This is a genomic window from Nocardia terpenica (assembly GCF_013186535.1).
GTDB classification, from domain to species: Bacteria; Actinomycetota; Actinomycetes; order Mycobacteriales; family Mycobacteriaceae; genus Nocardia; species Nocardia terpenica.
On the sequence record NZ_JABMCZ010000002.1, the window covers coordinates 896,239 to 921,136 of the forward strand.

At 69.6% G+C, this 24,898-nt stretch carries 20 protein-coding genes; 6 read left to right on the forward strand and 14 right to left on the reverse strand.

Features of this window, described 5'->3' with window-relative positions; genetic code table 11:
* Positions 1 to 263 precede the first annotated feature (263 nt).
* From HPY32_RS15610 to HPY32_RS15630, 5 genes are all read right to left on the reverse strand, one after another.
* Complete coding sequence (locus HPY32_RS15610; protein ID WP_067580365.1) at positions 264 to 971, reverse strand: type 1 glutamine amidotransferase; 708 nt, start codon at positions 969 to 971, stop codon at positions 264 to 266.
* Positions 968 to 2,203 (reverse strand): Mur ligase family protein, encoded by a 1,236-nt coding sequence (locus HPY32_RS15615; RefSeq protein WP_067580363.1) that lies wholly within the window; start codon positions 2,201 to 2,203, stop codon positions 968 to 970. The genes HPY32_RS15610 and HPY32_RS15615 overlap by 4 nt, the downstream gene beginning before the upstream one ends.
* A 310-nt stretch (positions 2,204 to 2,513) precedes the next feature.
* Positions 2,514 to 3,128, reverse strand: a complete 615-nt coding sequence (locus tag HPY32_RS15620) for a pyridoxamine 5'-phosphate oxidase family protein (RefSeq protein WP_067580361.1) — start codon at positions 3,126 to 3,128, stop codon at positions 2,514 to 2,516.
* 42 nt (positions 3,129 to 3,170) lie between these two features.
* Positions 3,171 to 4,868 carry a hydroxysqualene dehydroxylase gene (locus tag HPY32_RS15625; protein ID WP_231951388.1) on the reverse strand — a complete coding sequence of 566 codons (1,698 nt, stop codon included), beginning with the start codon at positions 4,866 to 4,868 and terminating at the stop codon, positions 3,171 to 3,173.
* A gap of 152 nt (positions 4,869 to 5,020) precedes the next feature.
* Positions 5,021 to 5,995, reverse strand: a complete 975-nt coding sequence (locus HPY32_RS15630; protein WP_067580357.1) for an EamA family transporter — start codon at positions 5,993 to 5,995, stop codon at positions 5,021 to 5,023.
* Between the two features lie 129 nt (positions 5,996 to 6,124).
* Here HPY32_RS15630 and HPY32_RS15635 point away from each other — a divergent pair, with 129 nt between their 5' ends.
* On the forward strand, positions 6,125 to 7,018 hold the full coding sequence (locus HPY32_RS15635; RefSeq protein ID WP_067585011.1) for a LysR family transcriptional regulator: 894 nt from the start codon (positions 6,125 to 6,127) through the stop codon (positions 7,016 to 7,018).
* Between the two features lie 594 nt (positions 7,019 to 7,612).
* On the opposite strand, the gene HPY32_RS15640 is transcribed toward HPY32_RS15635, so the two are convergent.
* The 4 genes from HPY32_RS15640 to HPY32_RS15655 form a co-directional block, all read right to left on the reverse strand.
* Positions 7,613 to 9,178 carry a MinD/ParA family ATP-binding protein gene (locus HPY32_RS15640; RefSeq protein WP_253949780.1) on the reverse strand — a complete coding sequence of 522 codons (1,566 nt, stop codon included), beginning with the start codon at positions 9,176 to 9,178 and terminating at the stop codon, positions 7,613 to 7,615.
* 614 nt (positions 9,179 to 9,792) lie between these two features.
* Positions 9,793 to 11,595 carry a 2-isopropylmalate synthase gene (leuA, locus tag HPY32_RS15645; protein ID WP_067580355.1) on the reverse strand — a complete coding sequence of 601 codons (1,803 nt, stop codon included), beginning with the start codon at positions 11,593 to 11,595 and terminating at the stop codon, positions 9,793 to 9,795.
* Positions 11,596 to 11,779: 184 nt separating this feature from the next.
* A complete protein-coding gene (locus tag HPY32_RS15650; protein WP_231951543.1) occupies positions 11,780 to 12,865 on the reverse strand; it encodes a PLP-dependent cysteine synthase family protein in 1,086 nt (361 codons plus the stop codon).
* A gap of 29 nt (positions 12,866 to 12,894) precedes the next feature.
* The gene (locus tag HPY32_RS15655) at positions 12,895 to 13,560 is read right to left on the reverse strand and encodes a helix-turn-helix transcriptional regulator (protein WP_067585009.1); all 666 of its coding nucleotides are present in this window, start codon (positions 13,558 to 13,560) and stop codon (positions 12,895 to 12,897) included.
* A 197-nt stretch (positions 13,561 to 13,757) separates the two neighbouring features.
* On the opposite strand from HPY32_RS15655, the gene HPY32_RS15660 reads away from it, so the two are divergent.
* Both HPY32_RS15660 and HPY32_RS15665 read left to right on the forward strand, forming a co-directional pair.
* The gene (locus HPY32_RS15660) at positions 13,758 to 13,976 is read left to right on the forward strand and encodes a hypothetical protein (protein WP_067580351.1); all 219 of its coding nucleotides are present in this window, start codon (positions 13,758 to 13,760) and stop codon (positions 13,974 to 13,976) included.
* Complete coding sequence (locus tag HPY32_RS15665; RefSeq protein ID WP_067580349.1) at positions 13,973 to 14,617, forward strand: hypothetical protein; 645 nt, start codon at positions 13,973 to 13,975, stop codon at positions 14,615 to 14,617. Before HPY32_RS15660 ends, HPY32_RS15665 begins: the two co-directional genes overlap by 4 nt.
* 42 nt (positions 14,618 to 14,659) lie before the next feature.
* Here HPY32_RS15665 and HPY32_RS15670 read toward each other — a convergent pair whose 3' ends face one another.
* The 3 genes from HPY32_RS15670 to HPY32_RS15680 form a co-directional block, all read right to left on the reverse strand.
* Positions 14,660 to 15,274: a LysE family translocator gene (locus HPY32_RS15670; protein ID WP_067580347.1), complete on the reverse strand. Its 615-nt coding sequence runs from the start codon at positions 15,272 to 15,274 to the stop codon at positions 14,660 to 14,662.
* 163 nt (positions 15,275 to 15,437) lie between these two features.
* Positions 15,438 to 16,046: a recombination mediator RecR gene (gene recR / locus HPY32_RS15675; protein WP_067580345.1), complete on the reverse strand. Its 609-nt coding sequence runs from the start codon at positions 16,044 to 16,046 to the stop codon at positions 15,438 to 15,440.
* A 13-nt stretch (positions 16,047 to 16,059) separates the two neighbouring features.
* Positions 16,060 to 16,398 (reverse strand): YbaB/EbfC family nucleoid-associated protein, encoded by a 339-nt coding sequence (locus HPY32_RS15680; RefSeq protein ID WP_082870768.1) that lies wholly within the window; start codon positions 16,396 to 16,398, stop codon positions 16,060 to 16,062.
* Between the two features lie 126 nt (positions 16,399 to 16,524).
* On the opposite strand from HPY32_RS15680, the gene HPY32_RS15685 reads away from it, so the two are divergent.
* A complete protein-coding gene (locus HPY32_RS15685; protein WP_067580341.1) occupies positions 16,525 to 17,109 on the forward strand; it encodes a hypothetical protein in 585 nt (194 codons plus the stop codon).
* On the opposite strand, the gene HPY32_RS15690 is transcribed toward HPY32_RS15685, so the two are convergent.
* On the reverse strand, positions 17,110 to 17,553 hold the full coding sequence (locus HPY32_RS15690; protein ID WP_067585004.1) for an SRPBCC family protein: 444 nt from the start codon (positions 17,551 to 17,553) through the stop codon (positions 17,110 to 17,112). It lies immediately after the preceding gene.
* Positions 17,554 to 18,060: 507 nt separating this feature from the next.
* Between HPY32_RS15690 and HPY32_RS15695 the strand changes: the two genes are divergently transcribed.
* Positions 18,061 to 19,509, forward strand: coding sequence for an FAD-binding oxidoreductase (locus HPY32_RS15695; protein ID WP_067580339.1), 1,449 nt, complete (start codon positions 18,061 to 18,063; stop codon positions 19,507 to 19,509).
* A complete protein-coding gene (locus tag HPY32_RS15700) occupies positions 19,506 to 20,822 on the forward strand; it encodes a class I SAM-dependent methyltransferase (RefSeq protein WP_067580337.1) in 1,317 nt (438 codons plus the stop codon). Before HPY32_RS15695 ends, HPY32_RS15700 begins: the two co-directional genes overlap by 4 nt.
* 325 nt (positions 20,823 to 21,147) lie before the next feature.
* Here HPY32_RS15700 and HPY32_RS15705 read toward each other — a convergent pair whose 3' ends face one another.
* On the reverse strand, positions 21,148 to 24,747 hold the full coding sequence (locus HPY32_RS15705) for a serine/threonine-protein kinase (RefSeq protein ID WP_067580335.1): 3,600 nt from the start codon (positions 24,745 to 24,747) through the stop codon (positions 21,148 to 21,150).
* Positions 24,748 to 24,898 lie beyond the last annotated feature (151 nt).

Here is a 24,898-nt window from a genome sequence, read left to right on the forward strand (position 1 = left end):
CATGTGATGAATAGCGCTCGGCTATGGAAGCCACTGCCGCGCCGTCATTCCGGCGCGCTTCTCTCTTGATCCCGGCGTGCTTTTGGCCGGGATCTCACGTGAGATCCCGGCCAAAAGCACGCCGGGATCGGGTGGGGACTACGCCGGGACCAGATGGCCACTACGCCGGGACCAGGTGGGGACTACGCCGGGACCAGATGGGACTACGCCGGGACCAGGTGGGCACTACACGGGGATCAGGTGGGGCGCAGGTGCCGAATCTCTCAGGCGCGCAGGCGTTCCCGGCGGAGTTGGTCGACCTCCGGGAGGTCGAGGGGGGCGAGGTTCTCGACGCCGAGGGCGGTCTTGATGAGGTGGTCGGCGAGTTCGGGGTTGCGGGCCAGGGCGGGGCCGTGCATGTAGGTGCCGAGGGCGGAGCCCTGGACCACGCCCTCGAGGCCGTCGCCGACCCCGTTGCCTATGCCTCGGGTCACCCGGGCCAGGGGGGTGGCGTCGCCGCCGAGTTTCGTTCCGCCGCGGTGGTTCTCGAAGCCGGTGAGGGGCTGGGTGAGGCCGGGCAGCAGCGGCGTGGTGGATACCTCGCCGATGGCGCGGGTGTGCTGCGGTGCGGTGGTGACGTCGAACAGGCCGACGCCGTCCACCCGCTCGCCCGTCGAGGTCTCGTACCAGTGGCCGAGCACCTGGATGGCGGCGCAGATCGCCAGCACCGGAGCGCCGCCCGCGGCCGCGCGCTGCAGGCCCGGATAGCGCTGCAGGTGCCGGGTGGCCAGCCGCTGCGCGGAATCCTCGGCGCCGCCGAGGGTGTAGATGTCCAGCGACTCGGGCACCGGATCGTTCAGCGTGATCTCGATGATCTCGGCGTCGAAGCCGCGCATGCGCAGCCGCTGCCGCAGCACCACCGCATTGCCGCCGTCGCCGTAGGTGCCCATCACGTCGGGCAGCACCAGCCCGATCCGCACGGTCTCGGTCATCGGGTGGCCTCCAGGTCGCGGTTCAGGTCGCGGAACGCGGTGTAGTTGGCCAGCACCTCGACCCGGCCCGGCGGGCAGGAGGCGATGGCGCGCAACGGATTCGGCTCGGTGGTGTGCTCGACTCCGGCGTAGGTCAGGCGCACGGCCAGGTCGGTGGCGCGCTCCCCGGCGGCCACCACCCGGGTGTTCTCGAAGTGCTCGAACCGCACGTCCCACAGCCAGGACAGGTCCTCGCCGTCGGGCACCTGGCCGTTCACCGCGATCACCAGGCCGGTCGCCTCGGGGTCGATCATCGACAGCGCCTCCTGCCATCCGGCCGGGTTCTTCGCCAGCAGCAGCCGCGCGGTGCGGTCGCCGACCTGCACGCTGCGGTAGCGCCCGGCGATCTCGCGCACGGTGGCCGCCGCGTCGGCCGCCGCCTCCGGCCGCGCGCCCAGCGCCACCGCCGCCGCCACCGCCTGGGCCGCGTTGCCGCGGTTGGCCCGGCCCGGAAGGGCAAGGTGCAGCGGGATTTTCACGCCGTCGGGGCCGTGCAGATGTTCCTCGTCGACCCACCAGTCCGGCTCGGGGCGCCGGAAGTCCGCGCCGGTGCTGCGCCAGTGCGCGCCCTCCCAGACGATGGGCTCGCCGCTGCGCGGGCAGCTGGTGGCGTCCACCGCCCAGCCGCTGCCCGCCGATACCCACACCACGTTCGGATGGTCGTAGGCGATCGAGGTGATCAGCACGTCGTCGCAGTTGGCGATGAGGACGGTCTCCGGATGCCGGGCCATGCCCGCGCGCAACTTGCGCTCGATCATATTGATCTCGCCCACCCGATCCAGCTGGTCGCGGCTCAGGTTCAGAAGCACCACGGCGGCCGGGTTCAGGGCGTCGCTCACGTGCGGCAGATGCAGCTCGTCGACCTCGATCGCGGCCAGCGGGGCGGTGCGGTCGGCGCTGAGCGCCGCGACGATCCCGGCGTCCATGTTCGCGCCGTCGGCCTGGGTCGCGACCCGGCCCAGCGCGCCGAGCGCGGCCGCGGTCATCCGGGTGGTGGTGGATTTGCCATTGGTGCCGGTCACCAGCACGGTGCGCCGTCCGCGCCCGAGCTGGGTCATGATCGTCGGATCGATCAGCACCGCGATCAGGCCGCCGATCATCGAGCCCTTGCCACGCCCCGCCTTCTGCGAGGCCCACGAGGCGGCCGCCGCCGCCCGCAGCGCAACCCGTCCACGCACCGAGATATCTGCCACGACGCGAGTTTATGGACAGCCGGACCCCGCCGTCATTCCGGCATACCAACCTCGCCATCCCGGCACGCCACCGTCGCCGTCCCGGCACACGCCACCCTCGTCATCGCGGCGCACGCCACCCTCGTCATCCCGGCATGCCACCCTCGTCATCCCGGCACACGCCACCCTCGCCATCGCGGCACGCCACCCTCGTCATCCCGGCACACGCCACCCTCGCCATCGCGACACGCCACCCTCGTCATCCCGGCATGCCACGCCATCCCGGCACGCCAACCCTCATGTTCCCGGCATGCTTTTGGCCGGGAACCCATCAGTACAAACGCTGCCGGTATTCCTCGCCGTAGTACTGCTCGAGTTGTTCGACGGTCTCGGTGACGGTGGGCATGAGTTCCTTGACCAGCCGGGCCTGGCTGGGCAGCGTGTCCTGGGGCCAGCGCTCGGGCTGCCACAGATCGCTGCGCAGGAATGCCTTGGCGCAGTGGAAGAAGATCTGCTCGATCGCCACCTCGACGGCCAGGATCGGTCGATGCCCCTTGACCCTCATATCGTCGAAGTAGGGCGCCTCGCGCACCAGCCGGGCGCGGCCGTTGACGCGCAACGTCTCGTTGCGGCCCGGAATCAGGAAGATCACGCCGACATGGGGATTGGACAGGATATTGAGGTAGCCGTCGGCGCGCCTGTTGCCCGGCCGCTCCGGAATGGCGAGCGTGGTGTCGTCCAGCACGCGCACGAATCCGGCCGGGTCGCCCTTGGGCGAGGCGTCGCAGTTGCCCTCGGCATCGCAGGTGGCCAGCACCACGAACGGCGAGGCGGCGATCCACTGCCGATCGCGCGGATGCAGGGCGACGCGCTCCTTGGCGACGACCCGCGGCAACGGCTCCCCGAGCAGCTCGCGCAGCTCGGCCTTGGTGGTGATCTCGGTCATGCCCTCGATTGAACTGCGCGATACCGGTGCGGGGCCAGGCATTTACACGGGGACATCGAAGATGTTCGGCTGCCCCGAGGCGTAGCGCGAGATGTCCAGCTGCCGCATCGGTTCCAGCTCCACCGCCCGGTACAGCGAGAACAGCTTGCACCGCTCGGCATTCGAGCCGGACACCTCCAGCAGCGCGTTCACCGCGGTGCGGGCCGCCTCGCAGGCGCCCTCCATGGTGGCCAGATCCACCCCGGTGCGCACGTAATCACCGGCCAGGAACAGGTTTTCCAGCGCACCGTGCACCGACGGCCGCGACGCCCACGAGCCCGCCGTGTTGATCAGCAGCGGGTCGGCGTTGGTGTTGCGGTGTCGCGCGGCGTCCCAGGCGATTCCGGAATCGAGGAACCACGAGTGCAGATCCTCGTCCCGCAGTTCCGCGCGGCCCTTGAGATGCGCCCGCAACTGCGCCCAGACCTCGCGGGCGATCTCGTCGTGGGTGCACTCCTTGGCCGGTTTACCGAACAGCGGGCCCGGGGTGTTCCAGTCCGAGACATCCACCGACAGGCAGTCCTGCACGGTGCCGTCGCCGTAGCCGGGCAGCGTGGTGCGCGCCCAGAACTGGTTCTGCGCGATCGAGGTGAGCGACCACGGCGAGTCGACGTAGGCGGTATGCCCGCGCGCGATCATGGCCGGGCGGCGCAGATAGAACTGGATGCCGGTCATCCAGTCCACCACCAGGTTCGCCATCCCCGCCAATTCCGGTCGCAGCGCCAGGATCTCGGGCGTCCACAGCGTGCGCGCCACCTCGGTGGGCACGGCCAGCACGAAGTAGTCGGCGTCCACCTCGCTCTCGGCGCCCGATCCGTCGGCGATGCGCGCGGTCGCGATCCGCTTGTCGCGCACGGTGAGCCCGCGCACCTCGCCCGTCTGGAATCGGACGCCGAGGCCGCGCAGGTGCCGCACCCACGGGTCGATCCACGCCTCGCTGGTGGGCCCGTCGAGCACCCGGTCCAGCGGCCCGTCGTCGGCGATCTCCAGCGGATTGCCGAGGAACTGTTCGCCCATATTGCCGATGGTGCGGGTGCTGGCCTGATCGTCCTTGGCCGCCACCAGCAGCGTGGTCAGCGTGCGCGACAACAGGATTCGGAACTCCGTCGAGCGGCCGCGGGCGCCGACGAAGTCCCGCCAGGCCACCTTCTCCCATTCGCCGAAGCGGCGGTCGTCGCAGCTGGTGCAGTAGACCAGCAGCCGGTTCGCGAAGTACCCCGCGTCGTCCATCGGCATCCGCATCGAGGTCGCGACGACCGAGCCGACCGTCTGCCGGAAGTCGTCCGGGCTGGTCCACAGCTTGCCCGCGCGGCCCATCGGCAGCACCGTGTCGTCGGTGCCGCGGCGCGAGAAACGGGCCTCGGGCGCGGCGACCAGATTGTCCCAGACGCCATTCGCGTTGCCGGGGAACGGAATTCGGCGCATGGTGTCCGGAATGTGTTTGTAGAAGCCGGGAAAGAACCGGAATCCGTGTTCGCCGGGCAGGTCCGGGCGCCCGTCCCGGCCGCTGCCCGGAACCGGAATGCTGCGCGCCTTACCGCCCAGCGCCCGCCGCTCGTAGAGCGTGACATCGAAACCGCGCTCGGCCAATTCGTGCGCCGCGGTCAATCCGGCCACCCCGCCGCCGAGTACCACGACCCGGCGGCCCGGATCGGCCGTCGCACGCACCGGACGCAGGGACGACGCACCCGCGGTCACCATGCCTGCCACCATCGCCCCGCGAAGCACCGTTCTCCGGGAGACAACGGCCCCTTGCTGTTCTGCCATCTGTCGGAACCTCCACGCCGCGGCTTACTGTAAGCGCTGAAAGCCGACCTCGAGATGTTCGGGTCCGGAAAACGGTGCCGCCGAGTTCAATTCGCTGGCGACTTGCTGAGCATGAGGCCGGTTTCCCCTGCTCCGACGGCAGGGGTCGCCGCGAGGGCGGCGGGGAGACCGGTCTTCCGCTTGCGCGCCGAGGTGGCCGCGAAGGCGCCGCCGATCACGATCCCCGCGCCGACGAGCGACCACACCGTCGGCCGCTCCCCCAGGAACGCCCACGAGGCGGCGATCCCCACCACCGGCACCAGAAGCGTCAGCGGCGCAACGGTTCCGGCCGGATAGCGACCCATCAGATAGGTCCACAGGCCGGTCCCGAGCACCGTCGCCAGCACCGCCGTATAGGCGAGCGCGGCCAGGGCGGGCCAACCGCTCGGCGTGAACGAGTCGAGCACGGACCGCCAGCCCGTCCCCACGCCCTCGGTCAGCGCCGACAGCGCGAACATCGGCACCGGCGGCACCACGGTCATCCACAGCGCCAGATGCAGCGGATCCACCCGCTCGCCGGACCCACCGGACGCGGCCAGCCGCGAGCCGATATTGCCGAACGCCCAGCCCAGACCGGCCGCCAGCGTCAGCAGCACCGGCAGCACGGTGGCGTGCTGGGCGCGGTCCCAGCCGATCACCACCATGCCCAGCACGGCCGTCGCCAGGCCGAGAAGCTGTGCGGGGCGCAGCTTTTCGCGCAGGAACAGCGCGCCGAGCACCACCGTGAACGGCGCCGAGGACTGCAGCACCAGCGACGACAGCCCGGTCGGCATGCCCGCGCGCATGGCGGTGAACAGGAAGGCGAACTGCGCCACGCCGAACCCGAGGCCGTAGAGCAGCAGCCAACGCAGCGGCACGTTCGGCCGCGGCACCAGCAGCACCACCGGAATCGCCAGCACCACGAACCGCAACCCGGCGAAGAAGAACGGCGGGAAGTGCTCCACGCCCGTGTGCAGGGCGAGGAAGTTCAGCCCCCAGAGCAGGACGACGGCCAGGCCGAGCAGGCGATCACGGTAACTCACCCGGAAATGATGATTAACCAGTCTAATTAAGCACAATCGAGATTTTGTGGACGAACAGTGTAGTAGAATTGAACTATGCCCCGACACTCCGAAGCCGCCGCCCCCGGCGAAGCGCCCGACGGCGGGTTCATGGCGGTCGTCCGGCTCCGGGTGCTGCGCGAATTCGCCGATCGCGGCACGGTGGGCGCGGTCGCGCAGGCATTGTCGATGACCCCGTCCGCGGTCTCCCAGCAGCTGAAGGTGCTCGCCCGCGAGGCCGGGGTGGCGCTGCTGGAACCCGACGGCCGCCGGGTCCGGCTCACCGACGCCGGGCACGCGCTGGTGGTCCGCGCCGACGAGGTGCTCGCCGCCGTGGACCGCGCGGCCCGCGAGATGGCGCTCTACCGCGGCTCACCGCGCGGGCAGGTGCGGGTCGCGCTGTTCCCGTCCGGGGCCGCGCTGCTGCTGCCGCACCTGCTGGCCGCGCTGGCCGACACCGGTGCCGACCTGATCGCCCGCGACGAGGACGTGCCGCCCACCGAGGTGCCCCGGCTGCTCGCCGACTACGACGTGGTGCTGACCCATCGCGACGAGCGCGCGCCGACGCTGTCCGGCCCCCGGGTGGCGGCGCGGGTGCTGATGCGGGAGCCGATCGACGTGGTGGTCGGTCCCGATCACCGGCTGGCGGACCAGGGCGCGGTGGTGCCCGGCGAGCTCGCCGAGGAGACCTGGCTGAGCGTGCGCGGCGGCTTCCCGGTCGACGACGTGCTGCGCTCGATCGCCACCGTGACCGGCGTGCAACCGCGAATCGCCCAGCGCCTCAACGACTTCAGCGTCATCGAGGAACTGGTCGTCTCCGGGTACGGCGTCGCCCTCATGCCGCGCTACGCGGTCCGACATCCCGGCCTGGTGGTGCTGCGGCTGGCCGGAGTACGCGCGGCCCGCCTCTACGACATCGCCACCCGCCCACACGCCGAGGACCGCCCGGCCATCGCAACCGTACTGACCGCCTTCGACACCGCCGCACGAGCGGTCGCCCGCTAGCACCCGGGCTGCCCGGACATCCGCCCTGCAAATCGGGGCACCACCTGCAAGACCAGCGCGCCGACAGTCGCACACCTTGCCGCGGTGCTACCCGGATATCCGCACGCGAATCGGGCTACCGCCTGCGAGACCAGCGCGCCAACGGTCGCACACCTAGCCGCGGTGCTACCCGGATACCCCGCCCACGAATCCGGCTACCACAAGCAAGACCAGCGCACGGACAGTCACGCACCTAGCCCGGATACCCGCTCGCGAATCCGGCTACCACAAGCGAGACCAGCGCACGAACGGTCGCGCACCTAGCCCGGATACCCGCGGCTACCGCCTGCGAGACCAGCGCGCCAACGGTCGCACACCTAGCCCGGATACTGACCCGAATACCCGCCCGCGAATCCGGCTACCGCAAGCGAGACCAGCGCACGGACGGTCGCATACCTAGCCTGGCTACCGCCCCGCATATCCGCCCGCGAATCGGGGCAGCGCCTGCGAGACCAGCGCGCCAACGGTCGCACACCTAGCCGAGGTGCTACCCGGATTATCCCGCCCGCGAATCGGGCTACCGCAAGCGAGGCCAGCGCGCGGGCGGTCGCGCACCTAGCCCGGGTACTGACCCGGATAGCCGCCCTGCGGGCCCGGGTATTGGGTTTGCGGGCCGGGGAACGGGGGTTGCGGCACGTGGTAGCCGAAGTCGTCGGCCACCATGGCTGCCAGTTCCAGTAGTGCCCGCTTGGTCGGCTTGCTCACCAGTTCCAGGTCGATCTCCGCGCCCTCGGCGAGGTGGTCGTCGAACGGCACCACCTGCACCGCGCGGGTGCGGTCCAGGAACAGCTTGCGCAGCTGATCCAGGTCGACCGTGGACGCGCCGCGGCGGGAGGCGTTGACCACCACCACCGTTCGCTCCACGAGCTTGCCGTAACCGTGGTGCTCGAGCCAGTCCAGCGTGGCCGAGGCGCTGCGCGCGCCGTCGATGGCCGGGGAGGTGACCAGCACCAGCGAGCTGGCCAAATCGAGCACACCGGCCATCGCCGAGTGCATCAGGCCGGTGCCGCAGTCGGTCAGGATGATGTTGTAGAACTGCTGCAGGGTGCTGATCGCGCGCCGATAGTCGGCCTCGCTGAACGCCTCCGATACCGCCGGATCCTGTTCGCTGGCAAGCACTTCCAGTCGGCTGGGGGCCTGCGAGGTGTGCGCCCGCACGTCCGAGTAGCGGCTGATGTGCTGGTCTTCCAACAGGTTTCGCACGGTGGAGCGGGTCTGCCGCGGCACCCGGTGGGCCAGCGTGCCGAGGTCCGGGTTGGCGTCGATGGCGATGACCCGGTCGCCGCGCAGCGAGGAGAACGTCGAGCCCAGGCCGACCGTGGTGGTGGTCTTGCCGACGCCGCCCTTCAGCGACAGGATCGCGATCCGGTAGTCGCCGCGGACCGGCTGGTTCACCCGGTCGACGAGTTCGCGGTAGACGACGTCGGCCGAGGACTCGCCCGGATTGATCGCACCGCCGGACATCTTGTGCACCGCGCGCCGCCACCCGCTGCGCGGCGAGCGCCGGGCCCGCTTGAGCAGGTTCAGGTCGTTGACCGAGTGGGCGGGCCCGGGCTGCTGCATGTGCTGCGGCTGGAAGCCCGGCATCGGTTGCTGCGGCGGCTGATTCGGGCCGCCCTGCCAGCCGCCCGGCCCCTGCGGCACGCCCGGCCCCTGCTGCACCCCGGGCCCCTGCGAATGCGGAGGAGGCTGCGGCGGCCGATACATCGGCTGCTGCGGCGGCAACGGCGGCGGCGCCCAGCTGTACTGCTCCTGACCGCCACCGGCCTGCTCCGGACCGGGCGGCGGGGGCGGCGGCGCCGAGTCCTCGGCGAAGACCCGGCGCACCATGCCGTCGGCGCCGATCTCCTGACGCACCTCGCCGTACGGGGTCTCCTGACGCATCTCGCCGTAGGGCGGCGGGGGCACGAACTGGCCGTGCTCACCCTGCGGGGGGAACTGGTTCGGATCACCCTGCGGGGGGAACTGGTTCGGGTCGCCGTGCGGGGGGAACTGGTTCGGGTCGCCGTGCGGCGGGAACTGACCGTGCTCGCCCGGAGGCGCGAAATGCCCTGGCTCGTAAGGATTTCCGGGCACGAACTCACCCGGACCACCGGGGAACTGGCCCGGCTCGCCCGGCATGGGGAAGGCACCGGGCGGGGCGAAACCCTGGTTGGGCGGGTACGGCGCGCCGGGCGGAACGAATCCGGGCGGCGCGAAACCCGGTCCGGGCGGCGCGAATTGACCGAACTGGTCCTGCGGCGGGAACTGCTCCTGGCCGTACGGCGGGCCCGGCGCGAAGCCGGGCTGTTCCATCGATTCGGGCACCGGTGGGAAGATCCCCGACACCTGCTGGTCGGCCTCGGGCGCGGGATCGCGCTCGGCGGCCTCGGGACCGGCGGGCTCGGCCTTGGCAGCGGCGACGGATTCGTCCACTTGATCGTCGGGCGCGTGCTTCGTGGGAGAGTCGTCCTTGTCGGCGGCCGTGTCCAGCCCGTGGGCTTGCAGCCAGGGCGGTGAGGTCGAGTTGTCGTTAGTGGTCACGTTTCCCCCATCTGCTCGGAGTGACGAGCAGAGAGCTCGGCGCTAATGCAGATCAAAGCTAGCACGCTGGCCTTACGCCCGTGCCGCCGCCGAGCGGCTCGCCGACGGCCGTGACGGGAAGTTATCCACAGGTGGATAAACAGGCTCGAGCCGGTAACGAACCGGGTCCGCGGGCCGCCCGCCCCGGCATTCGCGGGGGCGGGCGGACGCGGTCAGCAGTCGCGCCGAGACCGGTTGACGGCCGATACGACCGCGCGCAGCGAGGCGGTGGTGATGGAGGTGGCGATGCCGACGCCCCAGACCACCCGATCGGCGACGGCGCACTCCACGTAGGCGGCCGCCTGGGCGTCGTCTCCGGAGGACATGGCGTGCTCGGAGTAGTCCAGCACCCGCACGTCGTAGCCGATGGTCGCCAGCGCGTCGACGAAGGCGGCCAGCGGGCCGTTGCCGGTGCCGGAGATCTCCTGCTCGACGCCGTCGACCTTCACCACGGCCGCGATCCGGTCGGTGCCGCCGTCGGTCTCCGACGCGGAGACCCGCTGCCGGATCCGCTCCAGCGGCAGGATCGGATTCAGGTACTCGTCGGCGAAGACGTCCCAGATCTCCTTCGGGGTGACCTCGCCGCCCTCGCCGTCGGTGATCCGCTGGATCGCCTGCGAGAACTCGATCTGCAACCGGCGCGGCAGCGCCAGGCCGTGGTCGGTCTTCATGATGTAGGCGACGCCGCCCTTGCCGGACTGCGAGTTCACCCGGATGACGGCCTCGTAGGTGCGGCCCACGTCCTTCGGGTCGATGGGCAGGTACGGGACCTCCCAGGTGATGTCGTCGACATCCGAATCCGACGCGTCCGCGGCCGCTTTCATGGCGTCCAGGCCCTTGTTGATGGCGTCCTGGTGGCTGCCGGAGAACGCGGTGTACACCAGGTCGCCGCCGTAGGGGTGGCGCTCGTGCACGGGCAGCTGGTTGCAGTACTCCACGGTGCGGCGGATCTCGTCGATATTGGAGAAGTCGATCTGCGGATCCACGCCGCGGGAGAACAGGTTCATCCCCAGCGTCACCAGGCAGACGTTGCCGGTGCGCTCGCCGTTGCCGAACAGGCAGCCCTCGATGCGGTCGGCGCCGGCCAGGTAGCCCAGCTCGGCGGCGGCCACCGCGGTGCCGCGGTCGTTGTGCGGGTGCAGCGACAGCACGATGGAGTCGCGGCGGGCCAGGTTGCGGTGCATCCACTCGATCGAGTCCGCGTACACGTTGGGCGTGGCCATCTCCACCGTCGCGGGCAGGTTGATGATCATCGGCTTGTCCGGGGTCGGCGCGATGATCTCGGTGACCGCGTCGCAGACCTCGCGGGCGTACTCCAGCTCGGTGCCGGTGTAGGACTCCGGGCTGTACTCGTAGCGCCAGTTGGTGTCCGGGTAGTTCCGCTCGATCTGCAGGCACAGCGTGGCCGCGTCGGTGGCGATCTTCTTCACGGCCTCGCGGTCGGCGCGGAACACCACCCGCCGCTGCAGCACCGAGGTCGAGTTGTAGAAGTGCACGATCACATTCGCCGCGCCGCGGCACGCCTCGAAGGTGCGCTCGATCAACTCCGGGCGGCACTGGGTCAGCACCTGGATGCTGACATCGTCCGGGATGGCGTTGTCCTCGATGATCTCGCGGACGAAGTCGTAGTCGGTCTGGCTGGCCGACGGGAAGCCGACCTCGATCTCCTTGTAGCCCATCCGCACCAGCAGGTCGAACATGCGGCGCTTGCGGGCCGGGCTCATCGGATCGATCAGGGCCTGATTGCCGTCGCGCAGGTCGACCGCGCACCACCCCGGCGACCGGTCGGCGATCCGGCCCGGCCAGGTGCGGTCGGGTACCGCGACGGGCTCGACCTCCTCGGCGAACGGCCGGTACCGGAAGGTCGGCATGGACGAGTTCTTCTGCTTGTTCCAGCCCGGCTGGTCGGCGGGCGCGGGCTTGGCCGGCACGGTGATCGCGCGCGATCCGGAAATGAAGGCGTCAGCGGGTGACATGCAATTCTCCGAGGGTGTGGGGTTGTTTCCCAAGTACTGGGTCGACCGGCACAGCTGAACCCCGCGACGGGAGCCGGTCCGAATCAGACCCCGTCGCGGCGGCCGAGGAGGAGTGCCCGCTGCATGATGTGGCGAGTTTACAGGCCCGAGATCGGATCGCGGAAGGGTGGTGGACAACCGGCCGTCACAGGTGGCCCGACTCCAGGAACCCGCGCAGGCAGCTGCGGTAGGGCTCGATGTCGATGCCTTGGGCCGCAAGCCAATCCGCCGAATAGTACTTGTCGATGTAGCGGTCGCCCGGGTCGCACAGCAGGCCCACGACGCTGCCGTCCCGGCCCTGGCGCGACATCTCCGACATGACGTGGAACGCGGCCCACAGGCCGGTGCCGGTGGAGGCGCCCGCCTTCCGGCCGATCAGTTCCTCCAGCACGTGCACGGCGGCGATGGCCGCGGCGTCGGGCACGTGGATCATCCGATCGATGGCCGAGGACACGAAGCTGGGCTCGACCCGCTGCCTGCCGATGCCCTCGATGCGGGAGCAGACGTCGGTGGTGACGGTGGGGTCGGCGTCGCGCCAGCCGGGGAAGAACGCCGAATTGTCCGGGTCGGCGACGCAGATGCCGGTCGAGCGGCCGGTGTAGCGGATGTAGCGGGCGATGGTCGCCGAGGTGCCGCCGGTGCCCGCGGTCGCGACGATCCAGGTCGGTTCCGGAAACCGCTCCTCGGCGAGCTGGTCGAAGATCGACTCGGCGATATTGTTGTTGCCCCGCCAGTCGGTGGCGCGCTCGGCGAAGGTGAACTGGTCCATGTAGTGGCCGCCGGTCTCGGCCGCCAGCCGGGCCGCGACGTCGTACACCTCGTTCGCGTTGTCCACGAAATGACATCGGCCGCCCTGGAATTCGATGAGCCGCACCTTTTCCCGGCTGGTGCTGCGCGCCATCACGGCGATGAACGGCACGCCGATCAGCCGGGCGAAGTACGCCTCCGACACCGCGGTCGAGCCGCTGGACGCCTCGATGACCGGACGGTCCGGGCGGATCCAGCCGCTGCACAGCGCGTGCAGGAACAGCGAGCGCGCCAGCCGGTGCTTGAGCGATCCGGTCGGATGCGTCGACTCGTCCTTGAGGTAGAGGTCGATGCCGGGCAGCGCCGCGATCGGCACCCGCAGCAGGTGCGTGTCCGACGAGCGGCGGGCGTCCGCGCGCACCTTGGCGATCGCCTCCGCCAGCCAGCGCCGGTGGTCCGGGTCGTACCGGTTGATATCGGTCATGACCGGCGGAATGCCGGTGGACGCGGCCGTCATGCGCTCTCCTCGCCCTCGAGCTGATTGAGGTAGTTGTAGATGGTGAACCGGGTGACGCCGAGTGCCTCGGCCACGGTCTCGATCGCATCCTTGACCGCGAACACGCCCTGCTCGCGCAGGCGGCTCACCACCCGAATCTTGTGTCGTTTCTTCATCAGCGCCGCGGGCACGCCGGTATCGGCCACCGCCTCGGCGATGAGTCGTTCGATCAGATCGCCGACGCTGCGCGGGAAGCTCTCGCGCCGATCGGCGGCCTGCGCACCCGCGTTGTTTGCGGAGACCAGCGCGCCGAGCAGGCGGTGCGCCTCGACCAGATCGGTCACATCCATGTTCAGGCACAGGGCCGCGACGGGGACGCCCCCGCCGGGCGACCGGACGATGATGGTGCTGGACCGGCCGCGCCGCCCGTGCGGCAGCTCGGTCGGGTAGTCCAGCAGATGCTCGCTCGCGCCCGAATGAATATGGCGCAGTAGCAGATCGGTTGCCGGTGCCCCGACCTCGCGGCCGGTGAGCCCGCCCGCGATGGCATGCACCGAATCCGGCAGGTGCGTCAGATCGTGCAGCACGACCTCGGCCCGCAGCGCCCGCGACAGCGGCCCCACCACCTGCTCGAGCACCGCAAGGGTCGCCGCGACCTCGTCGCCTGCATCCTCGTGCGGCATGACACCCTCCGGGCCGAATTTCAACTGACGTTTGAAGTATTACACACCGCGTTGATAGTAACCAATTATTCGCGGATGACCTTCAGAAACAAACAGGCCACACAGCACGTAACACGCGGCCACGACACGCGGCTCGGATTCGCGAGGATGTCGGCCGCTCGTGATAGACCCAATGCGACGCTCTCACAGGAGGTCTCATGCGCGTGCGAGCCTGCTCCATCTGCGATTCGGCGCTCGATCACTGTCACGGCACACTCCTCGTGCACACCGATCGGTCGGTGGAATGCACGGAGCCGGACTGCGCGGACAGCGACCGCGCCCGGCACACCTTCGTGGTCGACTGCTTCGACGTGGCCGGGGGCTGCGGCTGCGCGGTCACGGAAACCTGCACCGGGCCGCGTAGCCTGGCCGGGTGAGTTACGACCAGGTCCTGCTGCCCTCCGGCGTCGCCGCGACACCCGCCGCGGTCGACGCGTATCTGATCGGCCAGCAGGGCCGGCCCGAAACCGAGGCGGTGGCGGCCATCGCGGCCGAGCTGAACCGGCGCAACGCGGAACTGCCCGAGGCCGACGCCTTCCTGGCCGACGGCCCGGTCGGCGGCGCGCAAACCGGTGCCGCACTCTATGTTTCGAGCGACTACGACGCCATCGGGCATCTGCGCGCGCTGCTGTTCGAGCTCGCCACCCCGCGCGAGTACGCGCTCTACGACCCGCAGCTGGCCTGGGTCATCGACCCGGCGGGCGCCGTCCCGGTGACCGTAACCCACGGTGGCGCAGGCGAATTCCCGTACCTGACCCGCGCCCTGGTCGACCTGTGGGTGCCCGAGCTCACCGACCCGAATCCCTACCTGATCGTCGAACGCGAACCCCAGGTCTACATCCAGACCTTCCGCGACGGCTCCGGCCACTACACGCTCGAATACCGAGACGGGTCCGCCGACAAGCACTTCGGCACCCGCCTCCCCGACGCCGGGCAGGTCGCCGACCTCGTCTGGAACTGGACCACCGGCGACCACTCCCGCCTTGACGCACTCGACTGGGAACGGGTCCAGTTCTAAGGCCACATTCCAGTTCCCGGCACGCTTTTGGCCGGGAACCCCTTACTGATCGGTAAAAGCCAGCCTGCCCGCCAGGGCCAGAAACGACGCGCCGAATACCCGACGCATCCACGTCGTAATGGCCGGACGATCAATCACATGCGTGCGCAGCGCGGCGGCGAAGGCGCCGTAGATCACGAACACCACGAAGGTCGCCAGCATGAACACGGCGCTCAGTTCCAGCATGCGCGGCAGCGCATTCGGCTCGGTGGTGCTGACGAACTGCGGCAGGAACGCGAAGAAGAAGATGGTCAGCTTCGGATTGAGCACATTGACCAGCACCGCGGACACGATCACCCGCAGCGCGGACGGCGGCGCCCCGTCCTCCTCCGCCACCGCGAGAGTTCCCTTGTCCCGGAACGTGGTCCACGCCATGTAGAGCAGATAGGCGACGCCGAGATACTTCAGCGTCTGGAACGCGATCGCACTGGCGTTCAGCAGCGCCGCCAGCCCGGTAATGGCGGCCACCATGTGCGGCACGATGCCGAGGGTGCACCCGAAGGCCGCGACCACGCTGGCCCGGGTGCCGCGATTGAGCCCGGCCGCAAGGGTGAACAGCGCACCCGTACCGGGCGTGGCGACGATGACCAGGGTCGTCAACAGAAACGCAAGGCTCATCCCCGGCAGAGTAACCGCCGCCGCCTCACCCGCCCAGCCCTATTTCTCGGGCCACCACCATGATCCCGGCGTGCTCTCGGGCCACACCATGATCCCGGCGTGCTTTTGGCCGGGATCCACCGCAAGATTCCGGCCAAAAGCACGCCGGAATCAGGGGATTGGTCTACAGCGCCCGACGCCCCGACAGCGCACGGCCCAATGTCAGCTCGTCGGCGAACTCCAGGTCCCCGCCCATCGGAAGCCCCGAGGCGAGCCGGGTCACGCTCAACCCCGGGAAGTCGCGCAGCATGCGGACCAGGTAGGTGGCCGTCGCCTCGCCCTCGGTGTTCGGGTCGGTCGCGATGATCACCTCGGTGACGTCGACGCCGTCGCGTTGATTTCCGATGCGCGCCAACAACTCCCGGATGCGCAGCTGGTCGGGGCCGATGCCGGACAGCGGGTCGAGCGCGCCGCCGAGCACGTGGTAGCGGCCGCGGAACTCGCGGGTGCGCTCGATGGCCTGCACGTCCTTGGGCTCCTCGACCACGCAGATCATGGTGCGGTCGCGGCGCGGGTCGGCGCAGATGCGGCACAGTTCGCCGTCGGAGACCGTGCCGCACACCGCGCAGAACCGCACGCCGTCGCGCACCTTCTGCAGCGCCGCCTGCAGCCTGTCGATCTCCGGCGGCTCCACCGAGAGCAGGTGAAACGCGATGCGCTGCGCGCTCTTCGGACCGACGCCGGGTAGCTTGCCCAGCTCGTCGATCAGATCCTGAACCGGACCCTCGTACACCCCGGCCCTCGATCTAGAGCGGCAGGCCGGGCATCGAGCCGCCGCCCATGCCACCCGCCAGCGGTCCCAGCTTCTGCGCCGCCAGCTCCTGCGCGTTGGCCATGGCGTCGTTGACGGCCCCCACGACCAGGTCCTGCAGGGTCTCGATATCGCTGGGGTCGACCACCTTCGGGTCGATCCGCATGGACTGAATCTCGCCGGTGGCCTTGATGGTCACCCGCACCAGACCGTTGCCGGCCTCGCCCTCGACCTCGGCCGCCGCGATCTCGGCCTGGGCGGCCATGACCGCCTCCTGCATCTGCTGTGCCTGCGCGAGCAACGCCTGCATATCGACCTGTCCACCGGGCTGCACGGGCCTGTCCTCTCTGCGGGAAGTGAGTCGGCCTCCAGGGTAGTCACGGTTGGATCTACGCCCCTATCCGGCCGGTCATAGCGACTTACCATCAATGGTGGGTCGGGCAATCCGGTGGAGGCAGTAATGCGTGTAGACCGTGATCATTTCCGCACATCGTTCCTGTACATGCTCGCGCCGACCGTGCTGGCGGCGCTGCTCGCGGCGGTCCCGGCGGTGCTCGATCCGCCGGCCGCGCGCGCCGACGCCGACTACGGCGGCGGCTGCGTCCTCCGCTCCGACGATGCCGCCGCGACGATCGACGCGCTGCGCAACCGATGTTCGGCGGACCAGCAGGACCAGCTGTTCCGCGACGCCCCGCTGGGCGATGTGCCGCACGGCGTGACCGACGGCTGGGTGACCCGACCGCCGATCATGGAGGCGCTGGCGCCACCGTTCTGGATCGGCAAGACCTTCTATACCGGCCCGGACGGCGGCCGCCTGATGAACCGGATCACCGGCATGGGCATCGAGGGCTTCCCCGCGAACGTCTACGTCGCCCCCTCGCGCATGGACGGGAACCCGGTGTGGGCCTTGGACTACGCGCCCTCGATCACCCCGCAGGTCTGGGATGAGATCCGCGAGGTGAGTCCGGGGGTGTGGTTCGGGTATTCGTGGTGGAGGGGGTATTTCCAGACGACGCTGCTGTTGACGTTTGTGCTCACGCAGTAGTCAGGCCGCCTGGCTCAGCTCTCGCTTCAGGTTCTCCAGCACCTCGGCCTGGATCTTCTTCAGGCCCAGCGGGGCGAAGATGCCCTCGAAGAAGCCGGGGACGCCGCCGGCGCCCTTCCAGCTGGTGCGGACCGTGACCAGTGCGCCGCCGCCGGACGGGGTCACGGTCCAGGTGGTCACCAGCGTCGAGTTCGAATCACGCTCGGTCACCATGGAATCCGAGACCGACACCACGGCGTGCACATTGCGCGAGCGCTTCTGCGTGGCCTGCAGCGTCCATTCGGCCACCGTGCCCATGCCCTTACCACCCTCGAGCACCTTGTAGTCGCGGTAGTGCGAGGTGAGGATGCGCGGGCGCACCGACTCGTAGTCGGCGATCGCCTCGAGCGCGCGCTGTGGATCCGCCGGAACGACGATCGAACTGGAGGCGCTGACCTGTCCCACAATGAGCTCCTTGTTTGAGTCGGCGGTGTGCACGGTACCTGCCGCCGGGCTATGCTACGCCGCACTCCACCGCGATCGGACCATCCGCGTTATCGGAATCACCCGGGCCGGACATGTCGCCCACTGCGCCCCAGCCGAATTCGCCGCCCCGACCGTCGACGCGCCCACGGGCCGCCGAGAGTCCGCACCGCGCAACGACGGCCGCTCGCGGAGCATTCTCCAACGTGATTTTGTCCGATTTCCATCCCGATTGGCAGCGTGACAACAGTCCCAATTCGGGCACGGTGTGCATGGTGCACACCGGCGGGGGTGCGCCACGGCGGCCACCGGCGCATCCCCGCCGCGCCCGCCGACCCGGCCCCGACCCCGTGACCAGCGCATTCGCCATCGAATCGCCGACCGGCCGGATATCCCAACGCCACGCGACATGTGCGTGAAGAATCCGATGCGTAGGTACCCTCGCGGTAGCCCCTCACTTCAGTGCGAGATAGCGTCAGGGATGTGGCAGTGAGTCTGTTGGGCAAGGCCGGACGCGCACCGGCCGCACACGAATCAGGTTTCGCCGCGCACCGAGCGGGAGTGGACCGCTTGCTGGCCAGTTACCGCGCGATCCCCCGGGACGCGAACGTCCGGCTGGCCAAGAAGACCTCCAACCTGTTCCGTGCGCGGGCGCGCAGCGATGCGCCGGGACTGGACGTCTCGGGGTTGACCCGCGTGATCGCGGTCGATCCCCAGGCGCGGACCGCGGACGTGGCCGGGATGACCACCTACGAGGACCTGGTCGCCGCGACGCTGCCGTACGGGCTGGCGCCGCTGGTGGTTCCGCAGCTGAAGACCATCACCCTCGGCGGTGCGGTCACCGGTCTGGGCATCGAGTCGACCTCCTTCCGCAGCGGCCTCCCGCACGAATCGGTGCTCGAGATCGACGTGCTGACCGGCGCCGGGGAGATCGTCACCGCGACCCCGGACGGCGAGCACGCCGACCTGTTCCGCGGCTTCCCGAATTCCTATGGCACGCTGGGCTATTCGACCCGGCTGAAGATCGATCTGGAAACCGTGCAGCCCTATGTGGCGCTGCGGCACGTGCGATTCCACGACCTGCGCGAGCTGGAATCGGTCATGGCGCGGATCGTGGCCGACCGCTCCTACGACGGCGAGCCGGTCGACTACCTCGACGGCGTCGTATTCACTTCGGACGAGAGCTATCTGGTGCTCGGGCGGCAGACCGACGAGCCCGGCCCGGTCAGCGACTACACCGGGATGGACATCTATTACCGCTCCATCCAACACGATTCGCCGCGGCCCAAGCGCGACCGGCTGACCATCCACGACTACCTGTGGCGCTGGGACACCGACTGGTTCTGGTGCTCGCGCGCCTTCGGCACGCAGAACCCGAGGATTCGGCGCCTGTGGCCCAAGCAGTATCGGCGATCGAGCTTCTACTGGAAGCTGATCGCGCTGGACCACCGCTACGACATCGGCGACAAACTCGAGGCCCGCAAGGGCAATCCGCCGCGCGAGCGCGTGGTGCAGGACATCGAGGTGCCCATCGAGCGCACCGCCGACTTCCTGGAGTGGTTCCTCGCCGAGATCCCCATCGAGCCGCTGTGGCTGTGCCCACTTCGCCTGCGCGGCAACGGGGAAGGCGGGACCGCGCCGGACGCGTCGCGGCCCTGGCCGCTGTACCCGCTGGAACCGGATCGCACCTACGTGAATGTCGGCTTCTGGTCCGCGGTGCCGACCGTCCCGGGCCAGCGGCAGGGCGCGGCCAACCGCGCCATCGAAACCCGGGTGTCCGAGCTGGACGGGCACAAATCGCTGTACTCGGACGCGTACTACAGCGAGGATGAATTCGCGCGGCTGTACGGCGGCGACGTTTATCCGGAGCTCAAGAAGCGCTACGACCCCGATCATCGTTTGCTGGATTTGTATTCGAAGGCGGTGCAACGCAAGTGACCACTTTCAAGGACCGTTCCGACGTATTCGCAGAACTGGGCACCAGGCTCAGCATTGCGGAGATCTTCGAGACCCTCCTCGACGGCGAGGCGCCGATCCGGTTCTCGGCCTACGACGGCAGCAGCACCGGTCCCGCGGACTCGAAGTACAAGCTGGACATCCGGACTCCGCGCGGCATCAACTACATCGCCACGGCCCCGGGCGATCTCGGCATGGCCCGGGCCTACATCTCCGGCGACATGACCGCCGAGGGCGTGCACCCGGGCGACCCGTACGAATTCCTGAAGGCCATGAGCGACATGAAGTTCCGGCGCCCCTCGGCGCTGGCGCTGGTCACCATCGCCCGCTCGCTCGGCTGGGACGCGCTCAAGCCGGTCGCGCCGCCGCCGCAGGAGACGCTGCCGCGCTGGCGCCGCATCGCCCTGGAGGGCCTGCGGCACTCCAAGACCCGCGACGCCGAGGCGATCCATCACCACTACGACGTCTCCAACACCTTCTACGAGTACGTGCTCGGCCCGTCCATGACCTACACCTGCGCGGTGTACGGCGACGAGGACTGGACGCTGGAGCAGGCGCAGGAGAACAAGTACCGCCTGGTGTTCGAGAAGCTGAAGCTGAAGCCGGGCGACCGCCTGCTCGACATCGGGTGCGGCTGGGGCGGCATGGTGCGCTACGCGGCCAAGCAGGGCGTCCGGGTGATCGGCGCGACCCTGTCCAAGGAGCAGGCCGAGTGGGCGCAGGCCAAGATCGCCGAGGAGGGGTTGTCCGACCTCGCCGAGGTGCGCCACTCCGACTACCGCGACGTGGCCGAGTCCGGGTTCGACGCGCTCTCCTCGATCGGCCTCACCGAACACATCGGCGTGCACAACTATCCGACGTACTTCGGCTACATCCAGAGCAAGCTGCGCGACGGCGGCTTATTCCTCAACCACAGCATCACCCGCCCGGACAACACCCGCACCACCAAGGCGGGCGACTTCATCGACCGCTACGTGTTCCCGGACGGCGAGCTCATCGGCTCGGGCCGCATCATCTCCGACATCCAGAATGTCGGCCTGGAGGTCCTGCACGAGGAGAACCTGCGCCCGCACTACGCGCTGACCCTGCACGAGTGGTGCAAGAACCTGGTCGCCAACTGGGACGCCTGCGTCGCCGAGGTCGGCGAGGGCACCGCCAAGGTCTGGGGCCTCTACATGGCGGGTTGCCGACTGGGCTTCCAGCGCAACGTGGTTCAGCTCCACCAGGTGCTGGGTATGAAGCTGGGCCCGCAGGAGACGTGGGACGTGCCGCTACGCCCGTGGTGGACGGCCTGATCTGGAGAAACGAATGCGCCATCCCCCGGGACGAGGTACATTCGAGATGTCACTCAGTGATGTAGGAGGGTGAAGCGCCGCGGTAACGGCGCCCCACCCGGTGGGATCACTTGGCCCGCATCCTACGGACCAGGATGAATGCTCCGGCGACTACGGCAATGCTGAGCACTACAGCAGCCCAGTCGACCGGAGCATTTTCCTTACGGCGATGTTTCGCCATCCCACCCACCTCCTCTCTGGGCGCGATGTAGGACCAGGTCCATCGCCCCTCGAAGGGAGGTGGCTTCACCTTACGACAGCCCGACGACGCGTACCGGCGATTCGCTCAAAGCAGCGAATCGAGGAACTTCCTTGGAATATCCGGACTTTCGGCGTGCTCGGCGGACAGCAGCATCTCGTTGCGCAGCGTGCGCAGCAGAGACTGGACGCCCGGTCCGGAGTCGAGAAGTGGTCGGGGCCAACCCAATTCGGCGCATTTGGCCACGACGGGGGTGAGGGTGGCGACGGCCTCGCCGGTCCAGCCCGCCACCGCCAGGCATTCGGCCAGCAGCAGCGCCGCGTCCAATTCCGCACGGGGACGGTGCTGTTCGGTCATGCGGCCGTGCAGGGCGCGGGCGCGTTTCACCGCCGTGTCGTCGGTGCCGAGGGGGGCGAAGTCGTCGGCGGCGAAGGAATCCACGCCGCGGTAGTGGCGGGCCAGCAGGGTGCGGATGGCGGCGATCTCCTCCGCCTCGGCGGTCAGCACGGCCGTGCCGGTGCTGTGCCGCGGCGATCGCAGGATGGGTTCGCTCAGGGGGGCGCCGTTCGGGTCGCCGGACAGGCCGAGGCGCAGGCGTTCGGCCCGGATGTGCGCGGCCAGCCGCGGCAGCTTGCGGTCGGCGGCGATGCGCGCGCCCTCGTCGAGCCGGGCGGCGGCGGTCTGCGTATCCCCGCGCACCGCCTTCACCCGGGCGCCGATCACGAACGTGGTGATCAGGAAGTCCACCGGCCCCACCCGAGTCACCAGCTGATGGCTCTGATCCAGCAGCCGCTGCGCCGCGTCCAGATCGCCGCGCCGATAGGTGACCTCGCCGAGCAGCGCCGCGGCCACCCGCACCGCGTGCGACCGCGGGCCGGACCGATCCCGGGCGGTCTGCCACGCCTGCTCGAAACACCGTGTGGCCATGTCGATATCGAGCTGCTCGTAGGCGGCCGCGCCGATGCTCAGCAGGCCCAGCACGACGCCGAGCACGTCCTTGGACCGGGTGTGGTACGGGACGGCCCACTCCTGCACGGCCCGCGCGCCCTCGAAGTCGAAATCGCACCACCGCACGAACGACACCAGGTTCGCCGCCGTCGACACCGTCCACGGCGGCAGGTCGTCGGCGCGCTCCAGGCAGTCCGAAACCCGTTCCAGCACACCGTCGGTGCGGTCGCGCGCCACCTGGTCGGCGGCCGCCAGCACCGCCGCCTCGCAGCGCTGCCGCACGACATCGGCGTCGGTCGGCGAACTGCGCGCCAGCATGTTCGACAGCCGCCCCAGCGCGGTGCGGGCGGCGCCGGACTGCTGCAGATTGATATTGGCCCGCGCCAACGCGATCAGCAGCTTCGACCGCGAGGCCACCTGCTGCACAGGCAGTTTCGACACCGTCCCGAGCAGGGTGGCCAGCCGGGAGGAGTCGATCAGGTCCATGCCGCCGCTCTCGACCAGATCCACCGCGAGCTTCAGATCGGTGGCCGCCAGCGCGTGATCCACCGATTTGCGCAGCAGCTGATGCTCGGCGTACCAGCGGGCGGCCTTGCGGTGCATGGCCTTCGACTTACCCGGATGCACCCGCTCCAGCCGGGCGCGCAGCTGCTCGGCGAACAGCGGCTGGATCCGGAACCAGGTCGGATCGTGGTCGACCCGGCTGACAAACAGCTCGCGCTGCTCGGCCTGCTCCAGCAGCTGCTCGGCGTCGGCTTCGCCGCTGAGCGCGGCCGCCAGTGGGCCGCAGACCTTCTCGGTCACCGAGATCGACATCAGGAACTCGAGCAGCCGCGGCTCCAGGGTGTCGAGCACGTTCTCCGACAGGTACTCCCGGATCGCCTGATTACCGCCGGACAGGTGCGCGATGAGCTGCGCCGGATCCACCGGCCGATCCCCGGTGCCGCGCAGCGAGAGACTGACCAGCTGGATCGCCGCGGGCCAGCCGTCCGTGGCGTCGTGGATCCGCTGCACCTGATCGTCGTCGAGCCGGAATCCGTTGCGCTCCACCAGGATCTGCCGGGTCTCGCCCGCGGTGAGCCGCAGCTCGGAACAACCGATCTCGACCAGTTCGTCGTGCACCCGCAACCGGCTCAGCGGCAACCCGGACGGTTCCCTGGTGGTGACGACGAAGCGCAGATGGTGACATCCCTTCTCCAGCAGCGCATCCAGCGCCCGCTGCGCGCCCGCGTCGGTCACCCGGTCCCAATTCTCCACCACCACCACGATCGGCTTTGCGGCGGCGTGGATTTCGTCGATCAGGCTGGAGATCGCATACGACACCGCGTCGGCCGGGCGCTCCTCCAGCATCTGCTCCAGCCCGGCGCCCAGCTCGGGGCGCACCCGGCGGATGGCCTGCAGCAGGTGGGCGAGAAACCACACCTCGTTGTCGTCGTCGCGATCGATGCCGATCCACGCGACATCGATGCCGCGCTCGACCAGTTCGCTGCGCCATTGCGAGGCGACGGTGCTCTTGCCGAAGCCCGCGGGCCCGTGGATCACCGCCAGCTGGCGATGCCCGCCCGCCCGCAGCAGATCCAGCAGGCGCGGCCGGTACACCGGCTCGTGCGCCGGGGTGGGCGGGCGGAATTTCGTTGCGGCGGTAGGGGGTAGCGTCGTCGACCGGCCGATGACCAGCGACGCCCCCGACCCCGGCAGGCTCAGCGTCGCCCCGCTGCGCGTGCCGGTGAGCGCGGTCCGGCTGCGCAGCGACGGATGCGCCGAGGTCTCCCCGGACCCGTCGCCCGACTCCGCCGTGTCGGGACCGGCGGTCAGCAGCGCCATCTCGTCGGGCACCTGGCCGTGCTCACGCTGCACCGACCGCAGCAGCTCGCCCAGTTCGAGCGCCGAGGCCGGGCGGTCGTCCGGATTCGGCGACATCGCCCGTTCGATCGCGGCGGCCACATCGGCGGGGATGTCCTGCTCCCGCAGATCCGGAACGGGCTGGGTGGTGATGCGCAGGAACTGGGCCACCACCTTCTCCCCCGACTGCCGTTCGAAGGCGGCATGCCCGGTGAGCAGCGCGAACAGCGTGGAGCCCAGGCCGTACACGTCCGAGCGCACCGTCGGCTCCTCGCCCTTGAGCACCTCGGGCGCGGTGAAGGCGGGCGAGCCGGTGATCAGGCTGGTGGAGGTGCGGAAGCCACCCGGAATGCGGGCGATGCCGAAGTCGGTGAGTTGCGGCTCGCCGTAGCGGCTGAGCAGCACATTGGCCGGTTTCACGTCGCGGTGCAGCACGTCCACGCGGTGCGCGCTCTCGATCGCCCCGGCCAGCTTGACCCCGACCCGCAGCGAATCCGACCAGCTCAGCGGGCCGTGCTCGCGCACGAGCTGCTCCAGCGAGCCGTGCACGGCGTAGGGCATGACGATCAGCGGCAGCCCGGTGGGGGTCACGTCCACCTGTAGGACGTCGACGATGTTCGGATGGCCGGACAGCCGGCCCATGGCGTGTTCCTCGCGCAGGAAGCGTTCCCGGCTCTCGGCGTCGATCTCGGAGGACAGCACCTTGACCGCGACCACCCGGTCCAGGGCGCGCTGGGCACAGCGATACACCACGCCGAAGCCGCCGCGGCCGATCTCTTCCGCGTCGAACAACCCCATCGACTCGAGTTCGGCGGCGATATCCATCGGTGAGTATCGCTGCGTGTTCGACTCGACGGCGGAATCGGCGCTGCGGACCTTGCCCGTCTGTGGATTCATGGCACCACCTCGAACGTCCCGCGCTCATTCCAACGTAGCGCGGACCATGGTCACGCGTCTGCAATTCGGATCGGACCGAACCGTGCCGGGGTGGACTCGGGTGCTGATGCAGCACGGCCCGGACCACGATAAGCCGTGATCCGGGCCGTGC